General features: G+C 62.6%; 16 protein-coding genes and 4 tRNA genes. 15 read left to right on the forward strand and 5 right to left on the reverse strand.

The window, feature by feature from the left end; genetic code table 11:
* The first annotated feature begins 79 nt into the window (after nt 1–79).
* The 4 genes from csrA to BM315_RS07705 all read left to right on the forward strand — a co-directional run bounded on the left by csrA (nt 80) and on the right by BM315_RS07705 (nt 750).
* The gene (csrA, locus tag BM315_RS07690) at nt 80–265 is read left to right on the forward strand and encodes a carbon storage regulator CsrA (RefSeq protein ID WP_010490393.1); all 186 of its coding nucleotides are present in this window, start codon (nt 80–82) and stop codon (nt 263–265) included.
* 62 nt (nt 266–327) lie between these two features.
* Nucleotides 328–418: transfer RNA gene (locus BM315_RS07695), tRNA-Ser, on the forward strand.
* Nucleotides 419–525: 107 nt separating this feature from the next.
* Nucleotides 526–602, forward strand: a tRNA-Arg gene (locus BM315_RS07700).
* A gap of 71 nt (nt 603–673) precedes the next feature.
* A tRNA-Arg gene (locus tag BM315_RS07705) sits at nt 674–750 on the forward strand.
* A gap of 154 nt (nt 751–904) precedes the next feature.
* Here the strand turns inward: BM315_RS07705 and BM315_RS07710 are convergent.
* Nucleotides 905–1396, reverse strand: a complete 492-nt coding sequence (locus BM315_RS07710) for a DUF4124 domain-containing protein (RefSeq protein WP_090499506.1) — start codon at nt 1394–1396, stop codon at nt 905–907.
* Between the two features lie 324 nt (nt 1397–1720).
* Between BM315_RS07710 and mgtE the strand changes: the two genes are divergently transcribed.
* The 4 genes from mgtE to BM315_RS07730 all read left to right on the forward strand — a co-directional run bounded on the left by mgtE (nt 1721) and on the right by BM315_RS07730 (nt 6556).
* Entirely contained in the window at nt 1721–3163 is a 1443-nt protein-coding gene (gene mgtE / locus BM315_RS07715) for a magnesium transporter (protein ID WP_090499508.1), read from the forward strand.
* Nucleotides 3164–3349: 186 nt separating this feature from the next.
* Nucleotides 3350–3601: an OadG family protein gene (locus tag BM315_RS07720; RefSeq protein ID WP_090499511.1), complete on the forward strand. Its 252-nt coding sequence runs from the start codon at nt 3350–3352 to the stop codon at nt 3599–3601.
* Between the two features lie 25 nt (nt 3602–3626).
* Nucleotides 3627–5408, forward strand: coding sequence for a sodium-extruding oxaloacetate decarboxylase subunit alpha (gene oadA / locus BM315_RS07725; protein ID WP_090499513.1), 1782 nt, complete (start codon nt 3627–3629; stop codon nt 5406–5408).
* 11 nt (nt 5409–5419) lie between these two features.
* The gene (locus BM315_RS07730) at nt 5420–6556 is read left to right on the forward strand and encodes a sodium ion-translocating decarboxylase subunit beta (RefSeq protein ID WP_090499515.1); all 1137 of its coding nucleotides are present in this window, start codon (nt 5420–5422) and stop codon (nt 6554–6556) included.
* 109 nt (nt 6557–6665) lie between these two features.
* On the opposite strand, the gene BM315_RS07735 is transcribed toward BM315_RS07730, so the two are convergent.
* Nucleotides 6666–6992 (reverse strand): Arc family DNA-binding protein, encoded by a 327-nt coding sequence (locus BM315_RS07735; protein ID WP_090499517.1) that lies wholly within the window; start codon nt 6990–6992, stop codon nt 6666–6668.
* 815 nt (nt 6993–7807) lie between these two features.
* Between BM315_RS07735 and phnN the strand changes: the two genes are divergently transcribed.
* Complete coding sequence (gene phnN, locus BM315_RS07740) at nt 7808–8368, forward strand: phosphonate metabolism protein/1,5-bisphosphokinase (PRPP-forming) PhnN (protein ID WP_090499519.1); 561 nt, start codon at nt 7808–7810, stop codon at nt 8366–8368.
* A gap of 119 nt (nt 8369–8487) precedes the next feature.
* Here the strand turns inward: phnN and BM315_RS07745 are convergent, their stop codons facing one another.
* Complete coding sequence (locus tag BM315_RS07745; protein WP_090499522.1) at nt 8488–8955, reverse strand: Lrp/AsnC family transcriptional regulator; 468 nt, start codon at nt 8953–8955, stop codon at nt 8488–8490.
* A 201-nt stretch (nt 8956–9156) separates the two neighbouring features.
* Here BM315_RS07745 and BM315_RS07750 point away from each other — a divergent pair, with 201 nt between their 5' ends.
* The 3 genes from BM315_RS07750 to BM315_RS07760 all read left to right on the forward strand — a co-directional run bounded on the left by BM315_RS07750 (nt 9157) and on the right by BM315_RS07760 (nt 15443).
* On the forward strand, nt 9157–12624 hold the full coding sequence (locus tag BM315_RS07750; RefSeq protein ID WP_090499524.1) for an indolepyruvate ferredoxin oxidoreductase family protein: 3468 nt from the start codon (nt 9157–9159) through the stop codon (nt 12622–12624).
* Between the two features lie 192 nt (nt 12625–12816).
* Nucleotides 12817–13875, forward strand: coding sequence for a Glu/Leu/Phe/Val dehydrogenase dimerization domain-containing protein (locus tag BM315_RS07755; protein ID WP_090499526.1), 1059 nt, complete (start codon nt 12817–12819; stop codon nt 13873–13875).
* A 167-nt stretch (nt 13876–14042) separates the two neighbouring features.
* Nucleotides 14043–15443 carry a sodium-dependent transporter gene (locus BM315_RS07760; RefSeq protein ID WP_090499528.1) on the forward strand — a complete coding sequence of 467 codons (1401 nt, stop codon included), beginning with the start codon at nt 14043–14045 and terminating at the stop codon, nt 15441–15443.
* A 99-nt stretch (nt 15444–15542) separates the two neighbouring features.
* Here the strand turns inward: BM315_RS07760 and BM315_RS07765 are convergent, their stop codons facing one another.
* Complete coding sequence (locus BM315_RS07765; RefSeq protein WP_244527269.1) at nt 15543–16022, reverse strand: GNAT family N-acetyltransferase; 480 nt, start codon at nt 16020–16022, stop codon at nt 15543–15545.
* Nucleotides 16023–16155: 133 nt separating this feature from the next.
* Here BM315_RS07765 and BM315_RS07770 point away from each other — a divergent pair.
* Both BM315_RS07770 and BM315_RS07775 read left to right on the forward strand, forming a co-directional pair.
* Nucleotides 16156–16230, forward strand: a tRNA-Arg gene (locus BM315_RS07770).
* 138 nt (nt 16231–16368) lie between these two features.
* Nucleotides 16369–17016 carry a YceH family protein gene (locus tag BM315_RS07775; RefSeq protein ID WP_090499532.1) on the forward strand — a complete coding sequence of 216 codons (648 nt, stop codon included), beginning with the start codon at nt 16369–16371 and terminating at the stop codon, nt 17014–17016.
* 102 nt (nt 17017–17118) lie between these two features.
* Here BM315_RS07775 and BM315_RS07780 read toward each other — a convergent pair whose 3' ends face one another.
* Nucleotides 17119–17436 carry a hypothetical protein gene (locus tag BM315_RS07780; protein ID WP_090499534.1) on the reverse strand — a complete coding sequence of 106 codons (318 nt, stop codon included), beginning with the start codon at nt 17434–17436 and terminating at the stop codon, nt 17119–17121.
* Nucleotides 17437–17881: 445 nt separating this feature from the next.
* Here BM315_RS07780 and BM315_RS07785 point away from each other — a divergent pair, with 445 nt between their 5' ends.
* Nucleotides 17882–19123, forward strand: coding sequence for a glutamine synthetase family protein (locus BM315_RS07785; RefSeq protein WP_170862179.1), 1242 nt, complete (start codon nt 17882–17884; stop codon nt 19121–19123).
* Nucleotides 19124–19210 lie beyond the last annotated feature (87 nt).

Consider the following 19210-nt stretch of genomic DNA (forward strand, 5'->3'; position numbering starts at 1 on the left):
CGCTTGAGATTAAGCGGGGCTGCCACCATTTTCTTTTTTGCAGACTGTTGTATTGGATTTAATCCGTGAGGAGAAAGGAATGCTGATTCTAACTCGCCGGGTCGGTGAGACCCTGATGGTGGGTGACGAGGTCACTGTCACCGTGTTGGGCGTGAAGGGCAATCAGGTGCGCATTGGCGTTAACGCGCCGAAGGAAGTAGCCGTGCACCGTGAGGAAATTTACCAGCGCATCCAGAAAGAGAAAGACGAAGAACCAAGCCACTAATTTTTATCTAATTTTTGGCTTTGCAAGCGGGGCAAAGATGGGTATCATGCGCCCCGTGTTGCGGAGAGGTGGCCGAGTGGCCGAAGGCGCTCCCCTGCTAAGGGAGTACATCTCAAAAGGGTGTCGGGGGTTCGAATCCCCCCTTCTCCGCCATTATTCAGTGTTATAGGTGTTGGTCCTGCTTTGATCGGTAAGTTGTTGAAATTAATCTGATTTAAGCTTGATAGAAAATTTTTAACCCCTATAATGCGCCGGACAGTGCACTCATAGCTCAGCTGGATAGAGTACTCGGCTACGAACCGAGCGGTCGGAGGTTCGAATCCTCCTGAGTGCACCATATTGAAGATGATCGGCAGCGATGCGGGTCGTGTTTCAAGCCAGCGGTGATCTGGTTGAAAAGCACCACATGCACTCATAGCTCAGCTGGATAGAGTACTCGGCTACGAACCGAGCGGTCGGAGGTTCGAATCCTCCTGAGTGCACCAAATAGAAGGGCCTGCAGCGATGCAGGCCCTTTTTCTTTGTCTGCTGTTTTGTCTCTGTGGGCCTGTGCGCGTGTCGCGGCTCCGGGTTTGTGCAGCTGAGGCCCGGGAGGGTGGCGCTGCGCTCAATGCCATCCTGCGGTCTGGGCGGGGCGGGCTAGCGCTTGCCTTTGACGCAGCCGGCCTCGTCGAAACTCACCTGGCGGCTATTACCTCGCTGGTCGCGGTAGTGATAGCGCGTCTGGCCGTTCTGGCTGCTGATCCGGTCCGGCGTGCCGAGGCTGCTTTCCACGTCGCTGCGGTGCATGCCGCTACGTATCTGCTGTTTGATGATGGCCGTGCGCCGCTCGCTGCCGGTGACCAGGTTGCCGCAGCCATCCTGCGATTCGCCGACCACCACCGGTTCGCTGCCCTTTGTCGCTGCCTTGCTGCGTGATGCTCTTGCTGGCTTGGCCAGTGGCGTGGGTTTGCCGCTGCCGGGTGTGGGGTTATAGGCCTCCTGCAGGTATTGCGCCTGTTCGGCGGGGCAGCCTTGCAGGGTGAAGGTGACATGGCCGTTGGCGTCTTCGCAGCGAAATACGGTTGAAGCAAGCAGGGGTGGTGGGCACAGCAGAATGGCGCAGAAAGCTGCGCAGCGCAGTCCATGCATGGTGACGTCCTCCTTGACGGTCGTCCGGCAAGCCTAGTCGATCAGGTCGGCTTTGCCAGTGGTGCCTTGTGCGCTGTCTCCGGCGTCGCAGCTACGGGTTCTGAGAAAATGCTCAGGTTTGTGCTGCAAAGGCTTGTTCTGGCCTGCTTTTTCTAACGTGCAAAGCCGCCGGGCGGTGTTATCATTTTGCCCGTCAGCCCCGCCGGGGCTTGTGGATCACCACCATGGACTTACCCAGTAGTTACTCTGAGTCTCGATTGTGCAATCGCGTACTGATTGATTGACCCTCTTTGGCGTGCGCCGCCGCTGGGGGTGGAGCGTGCCATGACTGAAGTAGAAGCCAAGAAGCCGCAAGAAAGCCTGCAGGACCGCCTCGCCCAGGTGGTTGAGTTGCTGCATCGGCACAAGCTGGTCGAAGACCTGACCCATCGTCAGGAAGGCCCGCATCACGATCGGGTGGAAAACCTGGTGCACCGGCAGAACCTGGCCGAGTTGCAGCGCAGGCTCGATGAGCTGCACTCCGCCGACGTCGCCCATATCCTCGAAGCACTGCCGTTGGGCGAGCGTCTGACTGTCTGGCAACTGGTCAAGGCCGAGCGCGACGGCGATATCCTCCTCGAAGTATCCGATGCGGTGCGTGAAACGCTGCTCGCCGACATGGACGAGCACGAAATCCTCGCGGCGGCCAAGGAGATGGATGCCGACGAGCTGGCGGACCTGGCCTCCGAGCTGCCGCGCGATGTCGTCCATGAGTTGATGGAAACCCTCGATGCGCAGCAGCGTGAGCGGGTGCGTTCGGCCTTGTCCTATGAGGAGGAACAGGTCGGTGCGCTGATGGACTTCGAGATGGTCACCATCCGCGAAGACGTCAGCCTGGAAGTGGTCTTGCGTTACCTGCGCCGGCTCAAGGAGCTGCCGGGGCATACCGACAAGTTGTTCGTGGTCGATTACGACGGCGTGCTCAAGGGTGTGCTGCCGGTCAAGCGCCTGCTGGTCAACGACCCGGACAAGCTGGTCAGCGAGGTGATGGCCACTGATCCGGTGAGCTTTCATCCGGACGAGGATGCCTACGATGCCGCCCAGGCGTTCGAGCGCTACGACCTGATCTCCTCGCCGGTGGTGGACAAGAACGGCAAGCTGATCGGCCGTCTGACCATCGACGAGATGGTCGACCTGATTCGCGAGGAGAGCGAAAGCGAAGTGCTGAATATGGCCGGTCTGCGCGAAGAGGAAGACATCTTCGCCTCGGTCTGGAAGTCGCTGCGCAACCGTTGGGCCTGGCTGGCGCTGAATCTGATCACGGCGTTCATCGCTTCGCGGGTGATCGGCCTGTTCGAGGATTCCATCGAAAAGCTGGTGGCGCTGGCTGCCTTGATGCCGATTGTGGCCGGTATCGGCGGTAACTCGGGCAATCAGACCATTACCATGATCGTGCGTGCCATGGCGCTGGATCAGGTCAGTACCGGCAACACCACGCGGCTGATCCGCAAGGAGCTGAGCGTTGCCCTGATCAATGGCCTGGTCTGGGGCGGGGTGATTGGGGTGGTCGCTTATATGCTGTACGACAGCTGGTCGCTGGGTGTGGTGATGACTGGGGCCATGACCCTCAATCTGCTGCTCGCGGCATTGATGGGGGTTTTGATTCCCATGACCCTGGTACGCATGGGCCGCGATCCGGCGATGGGGGCCAGTGTGATGATCACCGCGGTGACCGATAGTGGCGGCTTCTTCATTTTCCTCGGGCTGGCCACGGTGTTTCTGCTGTAGCGGGATGCTCTTATTTATGCGGTGAATGCGTGGCGCTTTTTTGTCCGAATTTGTCGCCAAATGCAGTCTGGGGTTTGCTCAAACGACCGTTTCAAGCTAAGGTGCGCCAGCTTTGCCCGGGACATTTCTCGGGCGCTCCTATCAATAACGAATGCAGCCCAATGCTGCTGGCAAAAAGGAGTCACGATGACCGCCAGTCAACTCCTGCTCGAGGGTGTCGAGCTCATGTTGTTCGGCCTGGGCTTTGTATTTCTCTTTCTGGTTTTGTTGGTGGGGGCGATCCGCGTGATGTCGCGTCTGATCGAACTGTTCGCCCCTCATACGCCAGTACCCGTAGCCACGAAATCGTCCGTCAGGCCGGCTATTCAGCAGCCGGATGGCGAAGTGCTGGCCGCCATTCAATCCGCCATTAATCAGCACCGCGCTCGCCGCGGTTGAGTCAGGTTCGAAAGGGAGCACCTGTATGACTGCCGTTAAACAAGCACTCGGAATCACCGATGTGGTGCTGCGCGATGCTCACCAGTCGATTCTGGCGACGCGTGTACGCCTGGAAGACATGTTGCCGATCGCGCCCAAGCTCGATCAGGTCGGTTTCTGGTCGGTAGAGTCCTGGGGTGGCGCGACTTTCGATTCCTGCATTCGTTACCTGGGTGAAGATCCATGGCATCGCATCCGTGAGTTGAAAAAGGCCATGCCCAATACCCGCCAGCAGATGCTCCTGCGCGGGCAGAACCTGCTCGGCTATCGCCACTACGCCGATGACGTGGTGGAGAAATTCGTCGAGCGCGCCGCCTTTAATGGGGTCGATGTGTTCCGCGTGTTCGACGCGATGAACGATCCGCGCAACCTGCAGACCGCACTGAAGGCGGTCAAGCAACTGGGTAAGCATGCCCAGGGCACCATCTCCTACACCACCAGTCCGGTGCATACCCTGGAGATGTGGGTCGATCTGGCCAAGCAGATCGAAGACATGGGCGCCGATTCGGTAGCGATCAAGGACATGGCCGGGATTCTCAATCCCTACACCGCTTTCGAACTGGTGGCGCGCCTCAAGGCCACCCTGTCGATCCCGATCCATATGCAGTGCCACGCCACCGCAGGGCTGTCGACCGCAGCCATCCTCAAGGCGGTGGAGGCCGGCATCGATAACGTCGACACGGCGATTTCCTCGCTTTCGATGACCTACGGTCACTCGCCAACCGAGTCGGTGGTGGCGATCTTCCAGGGCTCCGAGCGCGACACTGGTTTGAACCTGGAACTGCTCGAAGAAATCGCCGCCTACTTCCGTGAAGTACGGAAGAAGTACGCCAAGTTCGAGGGCAACCTCAAGGGCGTCGATTCGCGCATCCTGGTCGCCCAGGTGCCGGGCGGCATGCTCACCAATATGGAAAGCCAGCTGAAAGAGCAGGGTGCCCAGGACAAGTTCGACGAAGTGTTGGCCGAGATTCCGCGGGTGCGCGAGGACCTGGGCTTTATCCCGCTGGTGACGCCGACCTCGCAGATCGTTGGTACCCAGGCAGTGATCAACGTATTGACCGGCGAGCGCTACAAGTCGATCACCAAGGAAACTGCCGGTGTGCTGAAGGGTGAGTACGGCGCAGCGCCGGCACCTTTCAACAAGGAACTGCAGGCGCGGGTGCTGGATGGCGCCGAGGCGATTACCTGTCGTCCCGCCGACCTGCTTGAAGCCGAGATGGACAAGCTGACTGCCGAACTCAAGGGTATCGCCCGGGAGAAGGGCATCAAGCTGGCCAAAGATGAAATCGACGACGTGCTGACCTATGCGCTGTTCCCGCAGATCGGCCTGAAGTTCCTGGAGAATCGCGGCAATCCGGCGGCCTTCGAGCCGGCACCGACTGGCAAGGAACAGCCGGCTCGTGAAGCAGGCAAGCCCGAGGTCTACACCGTTGAAGTTAACGGCAAGTCCTTTGTGGTCCAGGTCAATGAGGGTGGCGATATCGATGGCATCAAGCCGCTTGGTGGCGTCGCGGTTGGCGCTGCGCCTGCTGCCGCCGCGTTGCCGGCGGGTGGCGGCGAGTCGCAAAACGCCCCTTTGGCCGGCAATATCTTCAAGGTGTTGGTGCAGCCGGGGCAGGCTGTGGAAGAAGGGCAGTTGGTGATCATCCTCGAAGCGATGAAGATGGAAACCGAGATCCGTGCGTTCAAGTCCGGCACTCTAGGTGCGGTCAACGTCAAGGTGGGTGATGCGGTGGCGGTGGGCGACAGCCTGCTGACCATCGCTTAAGGAGCGCGGTAATGGATAAGCTCCTCAAACTCTGGCAGAGCACGGGCCTGTACCACATCGAGGTTGGTCAGCTGTTTATGATCGCCGTGTGCATCCTGCTGATCTATCTGGCGATCAAGAAGGGCTTTGAGCCCTTGCTGCTGTTGCCGATTGGTTTCGGCGGCCTGCTGGCCAACATTCCGGTGGCCAATATGGCCGAGGGTGCCGGCTTCCTGCATATGATCTACGAGGTGGGCCTGCCTACCAGTATCTTCCCGCTGCTGATCTTTCTCGGCGTCGGGGCCATGACCGACTTCGGGCCGATGCTGGCCAACCCGAAAACCCTGTTGCTTGGGGCTGCGGCGCAGTTTGGTATTTTCGGCACCCTGATGGGCGCGCTGGCGCTGACGGCTCTGGGTATTCCGGGGCTTGAGTTCACCCTCAAGGAAGCCGCATCCATTGCGATTATCGGCGGTGCGGATGGTCCGACCTCGATTTTCGTGACGTCCAAGCTGGCTCCGCATCTGCTCGGTCCGATTGCGGTGGCGGCCTATGCCTATATGGCGCTGGTGCCGTTGATTCAACCGCCGATCATGCGCGCGCTGACCACCAAGGAAGAGCGCGCCATCGTCATGCAGCAACTGCGCCCGGTGGGGCAGGCCGAGAAGATCGTCTTCCCGATCATGCTGTGCCTGCTGATCGGCTTGCTGCTACCTGATGCTGCGCCGCTGATTGGCATGTTTGCCCTCGGTAACCTGCTGCGCGAAGCTGGTGTGGTCGAGCGTCTGGCCGATACCTCGCGCAATGCGCTGATCAATATCGTCACCATCTTCCTCGGTCTGACCGTGGGTTCGAAACTCTCGGCCGACTCCTTCCTGCAGCTGAAAACCCTGGGCATCCTCTGCCTGGGCATGCTGGCGTTCTGCGCGGGTACTGCTGCCGGTGTGTTGATGGCCAAGCTGATGAACATGTTCAGCAGCAACAAGATCAACCCGCTGATCGGTTCGGCCGGGGTGTCGGCGGTGCCAATGGCGGCGCGGGTGTCGAACAAGGTTGGCCTGGAAGCCAATCCGCAGAACTTCCTGCTGATGCACGCCATGGGGCCGAACGTGGCCGGGGTGATCGGCTCGGCGGTGGCGGCCGGGGTGTTGCTCAGCTTTGTCGGCTGACGACAAGCGCGCTTAGCCGCTGCAAACAAAGAATAGCCGCCTGTTCAGGGCGGCTTTTCTTTGGCCAACAAAAAAAACCGGCCGGGAGCCGGTTTTTTAGCGTTGCAGCTTAGGCTTCTTCAGCGGCCATCTCGGCGTCATGGGCGATCAGTGCCACCAGGGCATTTTGCTGGCGCCGGGATAGCTGGCGGAAGCGCTGCAGCAACTCGCGTTCGTGCAAGGATAGCTCGGGGCTGTCCAGGCTGACGTTGAGTTCATCGCCCAGGCCGCTTTCCTGAAGCATGCTCTGCTCGAGGCGGGCGATGATTTCCGAGTTCATGCTACGATGATGATTGCGCGCGACATCAGCGATGCGCTCGCGCATGCCATCAGGCAAGCGAACGACAAATTTGTCAGCCGTGCGGCTGGAATAAATAGCCTGTTTCATTGGGCGCATACATTTAACCGATTAGTTCAGGGAAGCGATGCTGGCAGTGAGCCACGTGATTGTCACTGGTTTGACCATCTTTAGCACTAGCTGTTCACTCGGAATCGCCATTTGCATCGATATGGTTGCATCGATGATGCAAATATTTGACGCCAATTCCATGTCGCATTGTGTCGGGTGTAAAGGCTCATTGCCAGCACCAATCGTCAGGAATGCGAGTTGTTGGGCAAAAGACCGGTATTTATTCGCCGGAAAAAACAAATACCAGTCACTCTGATCTAATGGCTCGGCAACGCGGCTGACACGGGATTTACCTGGCCAGGGCTGCGCTAGCAGGCCGTTACCAGCTTGCAGCTCCGTGAGCGTAACGATCAGGGAGGCGTCCGCAGCAGATGTGCGTCGGTAAACGGTCGCCCTCTTTTCTCTCCTTGTCCGTGCAGTCGAGTGAAATGGTCGCGCTGATTGGCGCGTTCTGCCTCGCTACGCGCCGGGTAAGTCTGCTGCGATCGGCATGGCTGGCGACAGCACGCCGGTGCCGATCGCCCTATGCGGGCGCACGGGCACTTGAATGGAAAAGTACGCCGCCTGTAGGCTGGCATTGGCTGCATCTTCCAGTCGTTCGATCCAATTGCTTGTAAGCGTAGTGCAAAACATCCTGCTTGGCTGGCATGAATGCATGCCGTGCCAGCATGGCATGCTCGGCCTGTTGCGCCGTGCGCCATGCCCATGAAACCAGCTGCCTTGAAGGCGGTCGGACCCTGAGTCGAGCGGGATTTCAAGGTGTTGATCCTGCAAGTCTGGCAACTAGCGAAAAGGGTGTGCTGATGGGGGGCAGGTTGATTTATCTGATGGGGCCTTCGGGCTCGGGCAAGGACAGCCTGCTGAGCGCGGTGCGCGAGCGGCTGGCTGCATATGGCTGTCGTATTGCGCAACGGGTCATCACCCGTTCTGCCGAGGCGGTGGGGGAGGCGGCGATAGGTGTTTCTCCCGTCGAGTTCGACCGGATGCAGTGCGAGGGGGACTTTGCTCTGAGTTGGCGCGCCAATGGCCTGGCCTACGGCATACCCAGGCAGATCGATGAATGGCTGGCGACCGGCCAGGATGTGCTGGTCAATGGCTCGCGGGCCTATCTGGGCCAGGCGCGCCAGCGCTATCCCGAGCTGATCGGGGTGCTGCTCAAGGTCGATATGGATGTGCTGCGCCAGCGCCTGCTGGCGCGTGGCCGCGAGGCGCCCGAGCAGATCGAGCGGCGCCTGGCCCGCAACGCATTGTTTGACAGCGCTGCCGCGACCGAGGGGGTGCATGTGCTGGACAATTCCGGCCACCTCGAGCGCACGGTGGCTAACCTGCTGAGCCTGATCGGCGCCAATCGCGCCCGCGTCTGACTCTGCTGGGGGCCGGCTCTGTCCGTTGGGTGTCGTTCGCGCAGGCCGTGCGCCGTGGGTAATGGGCACGGCATGTGTCGCCGCGCTCCGCACGGTGCATCGCCGGAGCGAGCTGCGCCTCAATCCAGCGGCAACTCGGTGGTGCGTTTGACCTCGCTCATGGCGATGTTCGAATGCGCCTCCTGCACGTGCGGGCGCTGCAGCAGGTGGTCGCGCAGGAAGCGCTCGTAGTCGGCGATGTCCTTGGCCACCACCTTGAGCAGGTAGTCTGAGCCGCCGGCCATGGTGTAGCACTCCAGCACTTGCGGATAGCCGACCACCGCCTGCTCGAATTCCTCCAGGTTCTTGCGGCCATGGGCCGACAGCTTGATGTCGACGAACACGGTCATGCCCAGGCCGAGCAACTTGGGGTTGAGCAGGGCGACCTTGCGCTCGATCAGGCCTTCTTCCTGCATGCGGTGAATCCGCCTCCAGCAGGGCGATTGCGACAGTTCGACCTTCTCCGCGATCTCGGCGGCGGACAGGTCGGCATTGTGCTGCAGCAGGCGCAAAATCTTGCGATCGAGAGGGTTGAGCTTTTCCTGCATGATTTCTTCCTATTTTTCGTACTTGTTGGAAAGGTCATGCGCAGTATTGGCTTTACGGCCCTAAATTAGAAAGAAAATCTCCGTACCGCTCAGTCATATTCTTAGCCAGTCGTTTAGCCCGGTGATCCCGGACGAAACAGAACCCGGTTGGCATTCACCGTTGCCAGCCTAGCTCTCCATAAAAATAAAAGGAGCGTCCGCATGTCTCTGGCCGAGATCCGCCTGGATGACAAGTATCGCCTTGCCACTGGTCACCTCTACCTCACCGGCACCCAGGCGCTGACCCGCCTGCCGATGCTACAAAAGCAGCGCGATGCGGCCCACGGCCTGAATACCGCCTGCTTCATCTCCGGCTACCGCGGCTCGCCGCTGGGCAACCTGGACAAGAGCCTGTGGGAAGCCAAGGGCTTCCTCCAGGAAAACGCCATCCACTTTCAGCCCGGGGTCAACGAAGAGTTGGCCGCCACCTCGGTGTGGGGCAGCCAGCAGGCCAACCTGTTCCCCGGCGCGCGCTACGATGGCGTGTTCGCCATGTGGTACGGCAAGGGGCCCGGCGTCGACCGCTGCGGCGATGTGTTCAAGCACGGCAACTCGGCCGGCGTCTCCGAGCATGGCGGCGTGCTGCTGCTGGCCGGCGACGACCACGGCTGCAAGTCCTCGAGCATCGCCAACCAGAGCGAGCACGCCTTTATCGCCGCCTCGATCCCGGTGCTCAATCCGGCCAACGTCCAGGAGATCCTCGACTACGGCATCATCGGCTGGGAGCTGTCGCGCTACAGCGGTTGCTGGGTGGCACTGAAGACCATCGCCGAGAACGTCGACTCCTCGGCGGTGGTGGACGTCGATCCGCTGCGTATCGAAGTGAAGATTCCCGAGGATTTCCAGCTGCCGGAAGACGGTGTGTATATCCGCTGGCCGGATCCGCCCCTGGCTCAGGAAAAGCGCCTCAACACCTACAAGATCTACGCCGCCCGCGCCTTCGCCCGCGCCAACAACCTCAACCGGGTGATGCTCGATTCGCCCAATCCGCGCCTGGGCATCGTCACCACCGGCAAGTCCTACCTGGACGTGCGCCAGGCCTTGGAAGACCTCGGCCTGGACGAAGCCTTATGCGCCCAGGTCGGCCTGCGTGTGCTCAAGGTCGGCATGAGCTGGCCGCTGGAGCCGGTGTCGGTGCACGAATTCGCCGAGGGCCTGGACGAGATCCTGGTGGTCGAGGAGAAGCGCAGCATCATCGAGGACCAGTTGACCGGCCAGCTCTACAACTGGCCGGTGGGCAAGCGTCCGCGGGTGGTCGGCGAGTTCGACGAGAGCGGCGTTTCCCTGCTGCCAAACCTGTCCGAACTGACTCCGGCGATGATCGCCCGCGCCATCGCCAAGCGCCTGGCGCCGATCTACAGCAGCGCCAGCATCGACGAACGCCTGGCCTTTCTCGCCGCCAAGGAAGCGTCGCTGGCGGCGCCCAAGCACAGCACCGTGCGCACCCCGCATTTCTGCTCCGGTTGTCCGCACAATACCTCGACCAAACTGCCGGAAGGCAGCCGCGCCCAGGGCGGCATCGGTTGCCATTACATGACCCAGTGGATGGACCGCAATACCGACACCTTCACCCAGATGGGCGGCGAGGGCGCGACCTGGATCGGCCAGGCGCCGTTCACCGACACCGCGCACATTTTCCAGAACCTCGGCGACGGCACCTACTTCCACTCCGGCCAACTGGCCCTGCGCGCGGCCGTGGCGGCCGGGGTCAATATCACCTACAAGATCCTCTACAACGACGCGGTGGCCATGACCGGCGGCCAGCCGATCGACGGCGAGCTGCGTGTCGATCAGCTCAGCCAGCAGGTGTTCGCCGAGGGTGTCAAGCGCATCGCCCTGGTCAGCGACGAGCCGGACAAGTACCCGACGCGCGAGACCTTCGCCCCCATCGTGAGCTTCCATCACCGCAGCGAGCTGGACGCGGTGCAGCGCGAGCTGCGCGAGTTCAAGGGCACCTCGGTGATCATCTACGACCAGACCTGCGCCACCGAGAAGCGCCGCCGGCGCAAGCGCGGCAAGCTGGTCGACCCGGCCAAGCGCGCCTTCATCAACCCGGCGGTGTGCGAGGGTTGCGGCGATTGCAGCGTGAAATCCAACTGCCTGTCGGTGCTGCCGCTGGAGACCGAGCTGGGGCGCAAGCGCGAGATCGACCAGAACGCCTGCAACAAGGACTTCTCCTGCGTCGAGGGCTTCTGCCCGAGCTTCGTCACCGTGCACGGCGGCAGCCTGCGCAAGCCGGAGGCGGTGGGCGCCAATGCGCTGTTCGTCGCCCTGCCGGAGCCGCGTCAGCCATCGCTGGAGCGGCCCTGGAACATCCTCCTGCCGGGCGTCGGCGGCAGCGGCGTGACCACCGTCGGCGCGCTGCTGGGCATGGCCGCGCACCTGGAAGGCAAGGGCTGCAGCGTGCTCGACCAGGCCGGTCTGGCGCAGAAGTTCGGTCCGGTGGTGACCCATATCCGCGTCGCCGCCAAGCAGGACGACATCTACGCGGTGCGCATCGCAGCCGGCGAGACCGACCTGCTGCTCGGCTGCGACCTGGTGGTATCCGCCAGCGAGGAGGCCCTGGCCAAGCTCAACGACAAGATCGCCCACGCGGTGATCAACAGCCATGAGGCGGCCACCGCCGAGTTCACCCGCAACCCGGATGCCCAGGTGCCCGGCGCGGCCATGCGCGAGGCGCTGGTCGAGGCGGTGGGCGCGGGCAAGACCCACTTCGTCGACGCCACCCGCCTGGCCACCCGCCTGCTCGGCGACAGCATCGCCAGCAACCTGTTCATGCTCGGGTTTGCCTACCAGAAGGGATTGGTGCCGGTTTCGGCCGAAGCCATCGCCAAGGCCATCGAGCTCAACGGCGTGGCGGTGCAGCTCAACCAGCAGGCCTTCCTCTGGGGCCGCCGTGCCGCCCATGATCTGGCGGCGGTGGAGAAGCTGGCCGCACCCAAGGTGGCCGAGGCGCCGCGGTGCCAGAGCCTGGACGAAATAGTCGCCGACCGTGTGCAGCGTCTGACCGCCTACCAGAGCACGGCCTATGCCGAGCGCTACCACGCGCTGGTGCAGCGCGTGCGTCTGGCCGATCAGGGCGCCGACCAGGCCCTGAGCCGGGCGGTGGCGCGCTACTACGCCAAGCTGCTGGCCTACAAGGACGAGTACGAGGTGGCCCGGCTGTACAGCGACGGCCGCTTTATCCAGCAGCTCGAGGCGCAGTTCCAGGGCGACTACCGCCTGGAGTTTCACCTGGCGCCGTCCTGGCTGGCCAAGCCCGATCCCGTTACCGGCCAGCCACGCAAGCGCCAGTTCGGCCCCTGGATGCTCAAGGCCTTCGGTCTATTGGCCAAGTTCAAGATCCTGCGCGGCACGCCGCTCGACCTGTTCGGCTACAGCGCCGAACGCAAGTTGGAGCTGCAGCTGATCGAGGACTACGAACGCAGCGTCGACTACCTGCTCAAGCAGCTGAATGCCGGCAACTACCGCAGCGCCGTGGCGCTGGCCGAACTGCCGGAGCAGATCCGCGGTTATGGCCACGTCAAGGAGCAGAGCCTGATCAAGGTGCGTGAGCAGGAGAGGCAACTGCGCGAACGCTTGAGTGCCAGCGAGATTCAGGCGGTGCAGCTGTTCGAGCCGGCGGCCTGACAGGCGCTTCGTACTGTAGGAGGGCCGCGCCCGTTCCGGACGGGCTTGCGGCATTTCCCACATCCATGTGGGGCACGCGCCCCGCGGCGATGCAGGCCGCAGGGTTGCCAAAAGCCCGCCCCCGAGGGCGGGCCTCCTGCAGCGATTTTTGCAACCCCGATCCCCCAAACAAGAACCTCCCAAGGAATCCCCATGTCTGTGTTTTCCCATATCGAATTCGATCACCACGAACAGGTGGTCTACGGCCACGATCAGGCCAGCGGCCTGAAGGCGATCATCGCCATCCACAACCGCAACCTCGGCCCGGCCCTCGGCGGTTGCCGCATGTGGCCCTATGCCTCCGATGAGGAAGCGTTGCGCGATGTGCTGCGCCTGTCGCGCGGCATGAGCTACAAGTCGGCGCTGGCCAGGCTGCCGCTCGGCGGCGGCAAGGCGGTGATCATCGGCAATCCGCACACCGGCAAGAGCGCGGCGCTGTTCCAGGCCATGGGCGATTTCGTCGACAGCCTGGGTGGGCGCTACATCACCGCCGCCGACTCCGGTACCGGGGTGGCGGAAATGCAGATCATGGCCGAGCGCACCCGCCATGTGGCCGGCGCCGGTCAGCGCGAAGCCTTTGGCGGTGGCATGCGCAATGGCGATCCGTCGCCCTCGACGGCTTACGGCGTGTTTATCGGCCTGCAGGCAGCGGTCAAACATCGCCTCGGGCGTGACGATCTCAAGGGACTGCGGGTGGCGATCCAGGGTGTCGGCCAGGTCGGTTTCGGCCTGGCGCAGCAGCTCAAGGAGGCCGGTGCCGAACTGTGGGTGACCGACATAGTCGAGGCCAACGTGCGCCGCGCGGTGGAGCAACTGGGCGCCACGGCCGTCGGCCAGAATGATATCTACGGCCTCGAGGTGGACGTGTTCGCCCCCTGCGCCATGGGCGCCATCATCAACCCGCAGACCCTCGAAGCCCTGCGCGCCCCGGTGATCGCCGGGGCGGCCAACAACCAGCTGGCCGATGCCGGGCTGGCCGAGGAACTGCGCCGGCGTGGCTGCTTGTATGCCCCGGATTACGCGATCAATGCCGGCGGCATCATCGATGTCTGCTATGAGCGCAACGGCGGCAGCACCGCCGAACTCAAGGCGCATATCGAAGGCATCGGCGCCACCCTGACGGAGATTTTCCAGCGCGCCGAGCGTGAGGGCAGCACCACCACGGCGGTGGCCGATCGCATGGCCCAGGAGCGGCTGCACGCCGGGCGCTGACCGTGGGGTGCGCGGGGCCGCCTGGGCCGCGCGCACCAGGACCTAGGGTGGATGACGCTTCCATTGCCGGTTAGCAGTGGATCAAAAGGGCGTCAGCTACGCGCCCCGATCCACCCTACGTTCGCTTCTCATCTGACTTTTTCACAACAACAAGAGGGCAAGTCCCAATGAGTCAAAACAGTATCGTCGCCGGCGCCAGTGCCGGCCCCATCAGCACAGGCGCCGCGCGCGGCCTGTGGTCGTCGCGCTGGGTGTTCTTCCTCGCCGCCACCGGTTCGGCGGTGGGCCTGGGCAATATCTGGAAGTTCCCCTATATCACCGGGGAGAACGGCGGCGGCGCCTTCGTCCTGGTCTACCTGGCCTGCATCCTGGCCATCGGCATTCCGCTGTTGATGGCCGAGGTGATGATAGGGCGCCGCGGCCGGGCCAACCCCGAGGGCGCCTTCGCCGCCGTGGCCCGGCAGGTGGGTGCCAGTCGCCATTGGCGCTGGCTGGGCACGCTGGCGGTGCTCACCGGGTTCCTCATCCTCAGCTTCTATGCCGTGGTGGCCGGCTGGGCCCTGGCCTATGCGCCGGCGGCGGCCGTGGGCAGTTTCGCCGGACTGGACGGCGAGAGTAGCGGCGCGCTGTTCGGCGCCATGCTCGGCGATCCCTGGAAACTGGCCGGTTACGGCACCCTGGTGTTGCTGCTGACCCTGGGCATCGTCGCCCTGGGCGTACGCGAAGGCCTGGAGCGCGCACTGCGCTTCATGATGCCGGGACTGTTCGTGCTGCTGCTGATCCTGGTGGGCTACGCCACCACCACCGGGCATTTCCTCGAGGCCGTGCACTTCCTGTTCGACGCTGATTTCAGCAAGCTCAGTACCCAGGGCGTGCTGGTGGCCCTGGGGCACGCCTTCTTCACTCTCAGCCTGGCCAGCGGCGCGATGATGGTCTACGGCTCCTACCTGCCGGCCGGCACCTCCATCGTCAAGACCTCGCTGATGGTGGCCCTGGCCGATACCGCGGTGGCCTTGCTCGCCGGGCTGGCGATCTTCCCGCTGGTGTTCGCCAACGGCCTGGAGCCGGGCGCGGGGCCCGGGTTGATCTTCGTCACCCTGCCGATCGCCTTCGGCCAGATGCCGTTCGGTCAGGTGGTCGGCGGGCTGTTCTTCATCATGCTGGCGCTCGCCGCGCTGACCTCGGCGATCTCGCTGAGCGAGCCGACCATCGCCTGGCTGGTGGAGAAGTTCGGTATCGGCCGGCTCAAGGCGGTGCTGCTGAGTGGCCTGGCGCTGTGGCTGCTGAGTCTGGGTACGGTGTTGTCGTTCAACGCCTGGGCGGAGGTCACCCTGTTCGGCAAGACCTTCTTCGACGGCCTGGACTACCTGACCACCAACCTGATGATGCCCCTCGGCGGACTGGGTACGGTGCTGTTCACCGGCTGGGCGTTGAGCCGCACTACCGTGCAGGAAGCCTTGGGGATTGGCCACGCGCAGCTGTTCACACTGTGGTGGCAGCTGCTGCGCTGGGTCACGCCGGTAGGCATCTTGATCGTGTTCCTGCATACCCTTGGGCTGTTCGCCTAAGCGTCAGCCGTCGGGGTTGCATCCGGCGTCGGGTGGACAAGGCGAAGCTTGTCCGCCCTCGGTGCTTTAGCCTCGGAAGGTCGTGTCGAGACAGCTGTCTCACTCCAGCGTCATGGCCAGGCTGACGCCGTGGGGCTTGAAACCCAGGGTCGCATAGAAACGGTGCGCGTCTTCGCGGCTCTGGTTGCTCGACAGCGCCAGCTTGTAGCAGCCCCAGGCGCGGGCGCGTTCAACGGCTTTGTCGATCAAGGCCCGGCCTATGCCCAGACCGCGGGCGTCGGCATCCACGACCACGTCCTCGAGAATCGCCGAGCGGGCGAAGTTGTGCGCCAGGTGCTCGATCAGGTGGAGCGTGCAGGTGCCGAGCAGTTTGCCGTCGCGCTCAGCCACCAGCACCACGCAGTTCACCGCTGGCTCGTTCAGGCGCAGAGCCAACAGTTTTGGCTCGGGGCGTGCTTCGTCGGGGGCCAGTTGCTGCAGTAGCGCGCTCAGCGCCTGGGCGTCGCCGGAGCAGGCGGCGCGCAGTGCCAGGTGGGTAAATGGGGAATCCGGCACATGCCTGGATGCTGGCTGGGTCATGGCGATCTCCTCGGTGGTCGATTTAAAGTATGGCTGCGGGTTGATGGCAGTGACATGACAAATCCGTCGAGGCTGGTTAACATGCGGCCCGGTCGGCAGCATTGCCGGGCAGAGTTACAAGCAGAGTTACCGAGTCCCCTTAGTTCAAGGGATAGAACAAGCCCCTCCTAAGGGCTAGATGCTGGTTCGATTCCAGCAGGGGACGCCATATGAAAAAGGCTTGCGCATGGCGCAGGCCTTTTGTGTTTCAGTCCGTCAGTAACCTGACAGGCTCCTAGTGCTAGCCATGTCAACCCGGCGCCAGTCGAGCTAGGCTATCGGCACGTCCGAGTCACAGGGAATTACCATGAGCAGCGAAACCACAACCCCGCCCGTCGATTCACCGCTGACTGCGGCCGAAGCTCGCATCCTCGGCTGTCTGATCGAGAAGCAGGCGACCACCCCGGAAGTCTATCCGCTGACCCTGAATGCCCTGGTGCTGGCCTGCAACCAGAAAACCAGTCGCGAACCCTTGATGAGCCTCACCGCCGGGCAGGTCGGCCAGGGTTTGCGCAGCCTCGAGGGGCGCGGCCTGACCCGTCTGGTGATGGGCAGTCGCGCCGATCGCTGGGAGCATCGCGCGGACAAGGCGCTGGAGTTGGTGGCGGCCCAGGTCGTCCTGATCGGCCTGCTGCTGTTGCGCGGGCCGCAAACGGTCAACGAGTTGTTGACGCGCAGCAGCCGCATGTATGCGTTCGAGGATGCCGAGCAGCTGCAGCACAACCTGGAGCGCTTGATCAGCCGTGGATTGCTCTGCCAGTTGCCGCGCCAGGCCGGGCAGCGCGAGGATCGCTACATGCACCTGCTGGGCGATCCTGCCGACCTTCAGGCCATCATTGACGCCCGTGCGAGCCACGTCGAGCGTCCGTCCGCCAGCGCATACGATGAGAGTCGCCTGGATGCGCTGGAAGCGCGGGTGGCCGAATTGGAAGAACGCCTGGCGCGTCTGGAGTAGGGGGCTTCGATGGCGAGCCGAAACAGCAAAGGCGCCGGTTAGGGCGCCTTTTGTTTTTTGCATGCACGGGTTGCGCTGAGCAGTCCGCTCAGCGTGTGGATATCAGCCTATGCGGTTGACGCCGGTGCGGTCGGCGCCGTCTGCGGCGATGCGCTTGACGCCGGTACGCTCGGCACCGTCTGCGGCGATGCGCTTGACGCCGGTACGCTCGGCACCGTCTGCGGCGATGCGGTTGACCCCGGTACGCTCGGCACCGTCTGCGGCAAAACGGTTGACGCCGGTGCGCTCGGCGCCATCGGCGGCGAGGGTGCTGCCGGCATTAACGCCGCCGGACAGGGGTAGCGGAGTGCTTTGTGGCAGGGCGAAAGCACTAAGGGACAAGCTGGTCAGGATCAGGCTGGCAAGGATTTGCTTTTTCATCTTCAGGCTCCTCGTGGGGGCGGTAAGTGGCTACGGGGCCCATATTACTGATGAAAAATAGATGAAGAAGTGCAGCTCGTGCATGGTAATAATCGATGCTGTCGATAGTAGGTGTTGACCCTTTTATTTCGGCTGTTTCAGAGGATTTAACGGGTTCTTTCGAGGAGATTTTCGAGGCTTGTATTTGGCGATTAATATCATCTAAATATTAGATGTTTTTATCTGCCGACTACTTGCAAGTAACAACTGCTGGGTAGCCTGCTTGAAATCATGCACGGCCGCTGCGTATTTTGTACGCGTCGCCGTTGGATTACGGCCGCTGCGCCACTAAGGACAGGAACAGATGAACACCGTTAGCAGCAGTGCACTGGAAGAACTTTTGCGCGGCGTCGATGAAGTCGAGTGCGTGACCCCGGATCTGAACGGCGTGCCGCGCGGCAAGGTGATGACCGCCGCGGGCTTCCTCGAAGGCCGGCGCTTGCAACTTGCTCGTGGCGTGCTGCTGCAATGCATCATGGGCGGTTACCCGTCGCCACGTTTCTACGGCAGTGACGACGGTGATCTGGCGCTGAGTGCCGATCCGGCCCAGATCCACCGTCTGCCCTGGAGCGATCCGCCGCGTGCGCTGGCGATCTGCGACGCGGTTGAGCTCGATGGTCGTAGCTCGGGGCTATCCACCCGCGCTTTGCTCAAGCAGGTGGTGGCGAACTATGCCGCCCACGGTTGGCAGCCGGTGGTGGCGACCGAGTTGGAGTTCTTCGTGTTTGCGCCCAACCCAGACCCACAGCAAGCGTTTCAGCCGCCCGCAGGTCTGGATGGCCGGCGCGAGGATGGCGGCAGTGCCTTCAGCATCAGCTCGAATAACGGCCTGCGGCCGTTCTTCAGCGAGGTGTATCGGTGCATGGCCGAGCTAGGCTTGCCGCGCGATACCTTTATGCACGAGATGGGCGTCAGTCAGTTCGAGATCAATCTGCTGCATGGCGATCCCGTGCAGCTGGCCGACCAGACCTTGCTGTTCAAGCACCTGCTCAAGGAGGTCGCCCTCAAGCACGGGCTGACGGTGGTGTGCATGGCCAAGCCGCTGGCGCATACCCCCGGCAGCTCCATGCATATCCACCAGAGCGTGGTCGAGCAGGGCAATGGGCGCAACATCTTCAGCGCCGCGGATGGTCAGGCGACGCCGGCTTTCTATCACTTCATCGCCGGCCAGCAAGCGGCGCTGGCGGATTTCACCCTGCTATTCGCTCCGTATGTGAACTCCTACCAGCGGCTCTGTCATCCCTTTGCTTCGCCAAATAATGCCTGCTGGTCGGAAGACAATCGCGCCGCGGGTCTGCGGATTCCGGCCAGTTCGCCGCTGGCTCGGCGGGTGGAGAATCGCCTGCCAGGCGCCGATGCCAACCCCTATCTGGCGCTGGCGGCAAGTCTGGCGGCCGGGCTGCATGGTCTCGAGCAGCGGTTGCAGCCTAGTGCGCCGATTCAGGGTGAGTTCGAGGTGCCGGATAATTTGACCCTGCCCTGTACCCTGCCAGCCGCCATCGAGCGTCTGAAAAACAGTCGATTGGCCATAGAACTGTTTGGCAAGGAGTTCATCGAAGGCTACATCGCCAGCAAGACCCTGGAATGGGCCAGCTACCTCGATGAGATCACTCCCTGGGAGCGCCGGATTCTCGCAGCCCAGGTTTGACCGGCGCTGAAAGATCACCCGCGTTGCTGATGTTGCGTTGTAGCCAGGCGAGTTGCCTTGCGAGGGATGGCCGCGGTTTCAATTGGT

The sequence above is a fragment of the Pseudomonas borbori genome (assembly GCF_900115555.1).
Classification (GTDB): domain Bacteria; phylum Pseudomonadota; class Gammaproteobacteria; order Pseudomonadales; family Pseudomonadaceae; genus Aquipseudomonas; species Aquipseudomonas borbori.

Coding starts and splice junctions, on each gene's coding strand:
- BM315_RS07755 (WP_090499526.1), top strand. CDS start 12,817: ATGTCTGTGTTTTCCCATATCGAATTCGATCACCACGAACAGGTGGTC.
- phnN (WP_090499519.1), top strand. CDS start 7,808: ATGGGGGGCAGGTTGATTTATCTGATGGGGCCTTCGGGCTCGGGCAAG.
- oadA (WP_090499513.1), top strand. CDS start 3,627: ATGACTGCCGTTAAACAAGCACTCGGAATCACCGATGTGGTGCTGCGC.
- BM315_RS07775 (WP_090499532.1), top strand. CDS start 16,369: ATGAGCAGCGAAACCACAACCCCGCCCGTCGATTCACCGCTGACTGCG.
- BM315_RS07750 (WP_090499524.1), top strand. CDS start 9,157: ATGTCTCTGGCCGAGATCCGCCTGGATGACAAGTATCGCCTTGCCACT.
- BM315_RS07785 (WP_170862179.1), top strand. CDS start 17,882: ATGACCGCCGCGGGCTTCCTCGAAGGCCGGCGCTTGCAACTTGCTCGT.
- BM315_RS07730 (WP_090499515.1), top strand. CDS start 5,420: ATGGATAAGCTCCTCAAACTCTGGCAGAGCACGGGCCTGTACCACATC.
- BM315_RS07735 (WP_090499517.1), bottom strand. CDS start 6,992: ATGCGCCCAATGAAACAGGCTATTTATTCCAGCCGCACGGCTGACAAA.
- csrA (WP_010490393.1), top strand. CDS start 80: ATGCTGATTCTAACTCGCCGGGTCGGTGAGACCCTGATGGTGGGTGAC.
- mgtE (WP_090499508.1), top strand. CDS start 1,721: ATGACTGAAGTAGAAGCCAAGAAGCCGCAAGAAAGCCTGCAGGACCGC.
- BM315_RS07720 (WP_090499511.1), top strand. CDS start 3,350: ATGACCGCCAGTCAACTCCTGCTCGAGGGTGTCGAGCTCATGTTGTTC.
- BM315_RS07760 (WP_090499528.1), top strand. CDS start 14,043: ATGAGTCAAAACAGTATCGTCGCCGGCGCCAGTGCCGGCCCCATCAGC.
- BM315_RS07745 (WP_090499522.1), bottom strand. CDS start 8,955: ATGCAGGAAAAGCTCAACCCTCTCGATCGCAAGATTTTGCGCCTGCTG.
- BM315_RS07765 (WP_244527269.1), bottom strand. CDS start 16,022: ATGACCCAGCCAGCATCCAGGCATGTGCCGGATTCCCCATTTACCCAC.
- BM315_RS07710 (WP_090499506.1), bottom strand. CDS start 1,396: ATGCATGGACTGCGCTGCGCAGCTTTCTGCGCCATTCTGCTGTGCCCA.
- BM315_RS07780 (WP_090499534.1), bottom strand. CDS start 17,436: ATGAAAAAGCAAATCCTTGCCAGCCTGATCCTGACCAGCTTGTCCCTT.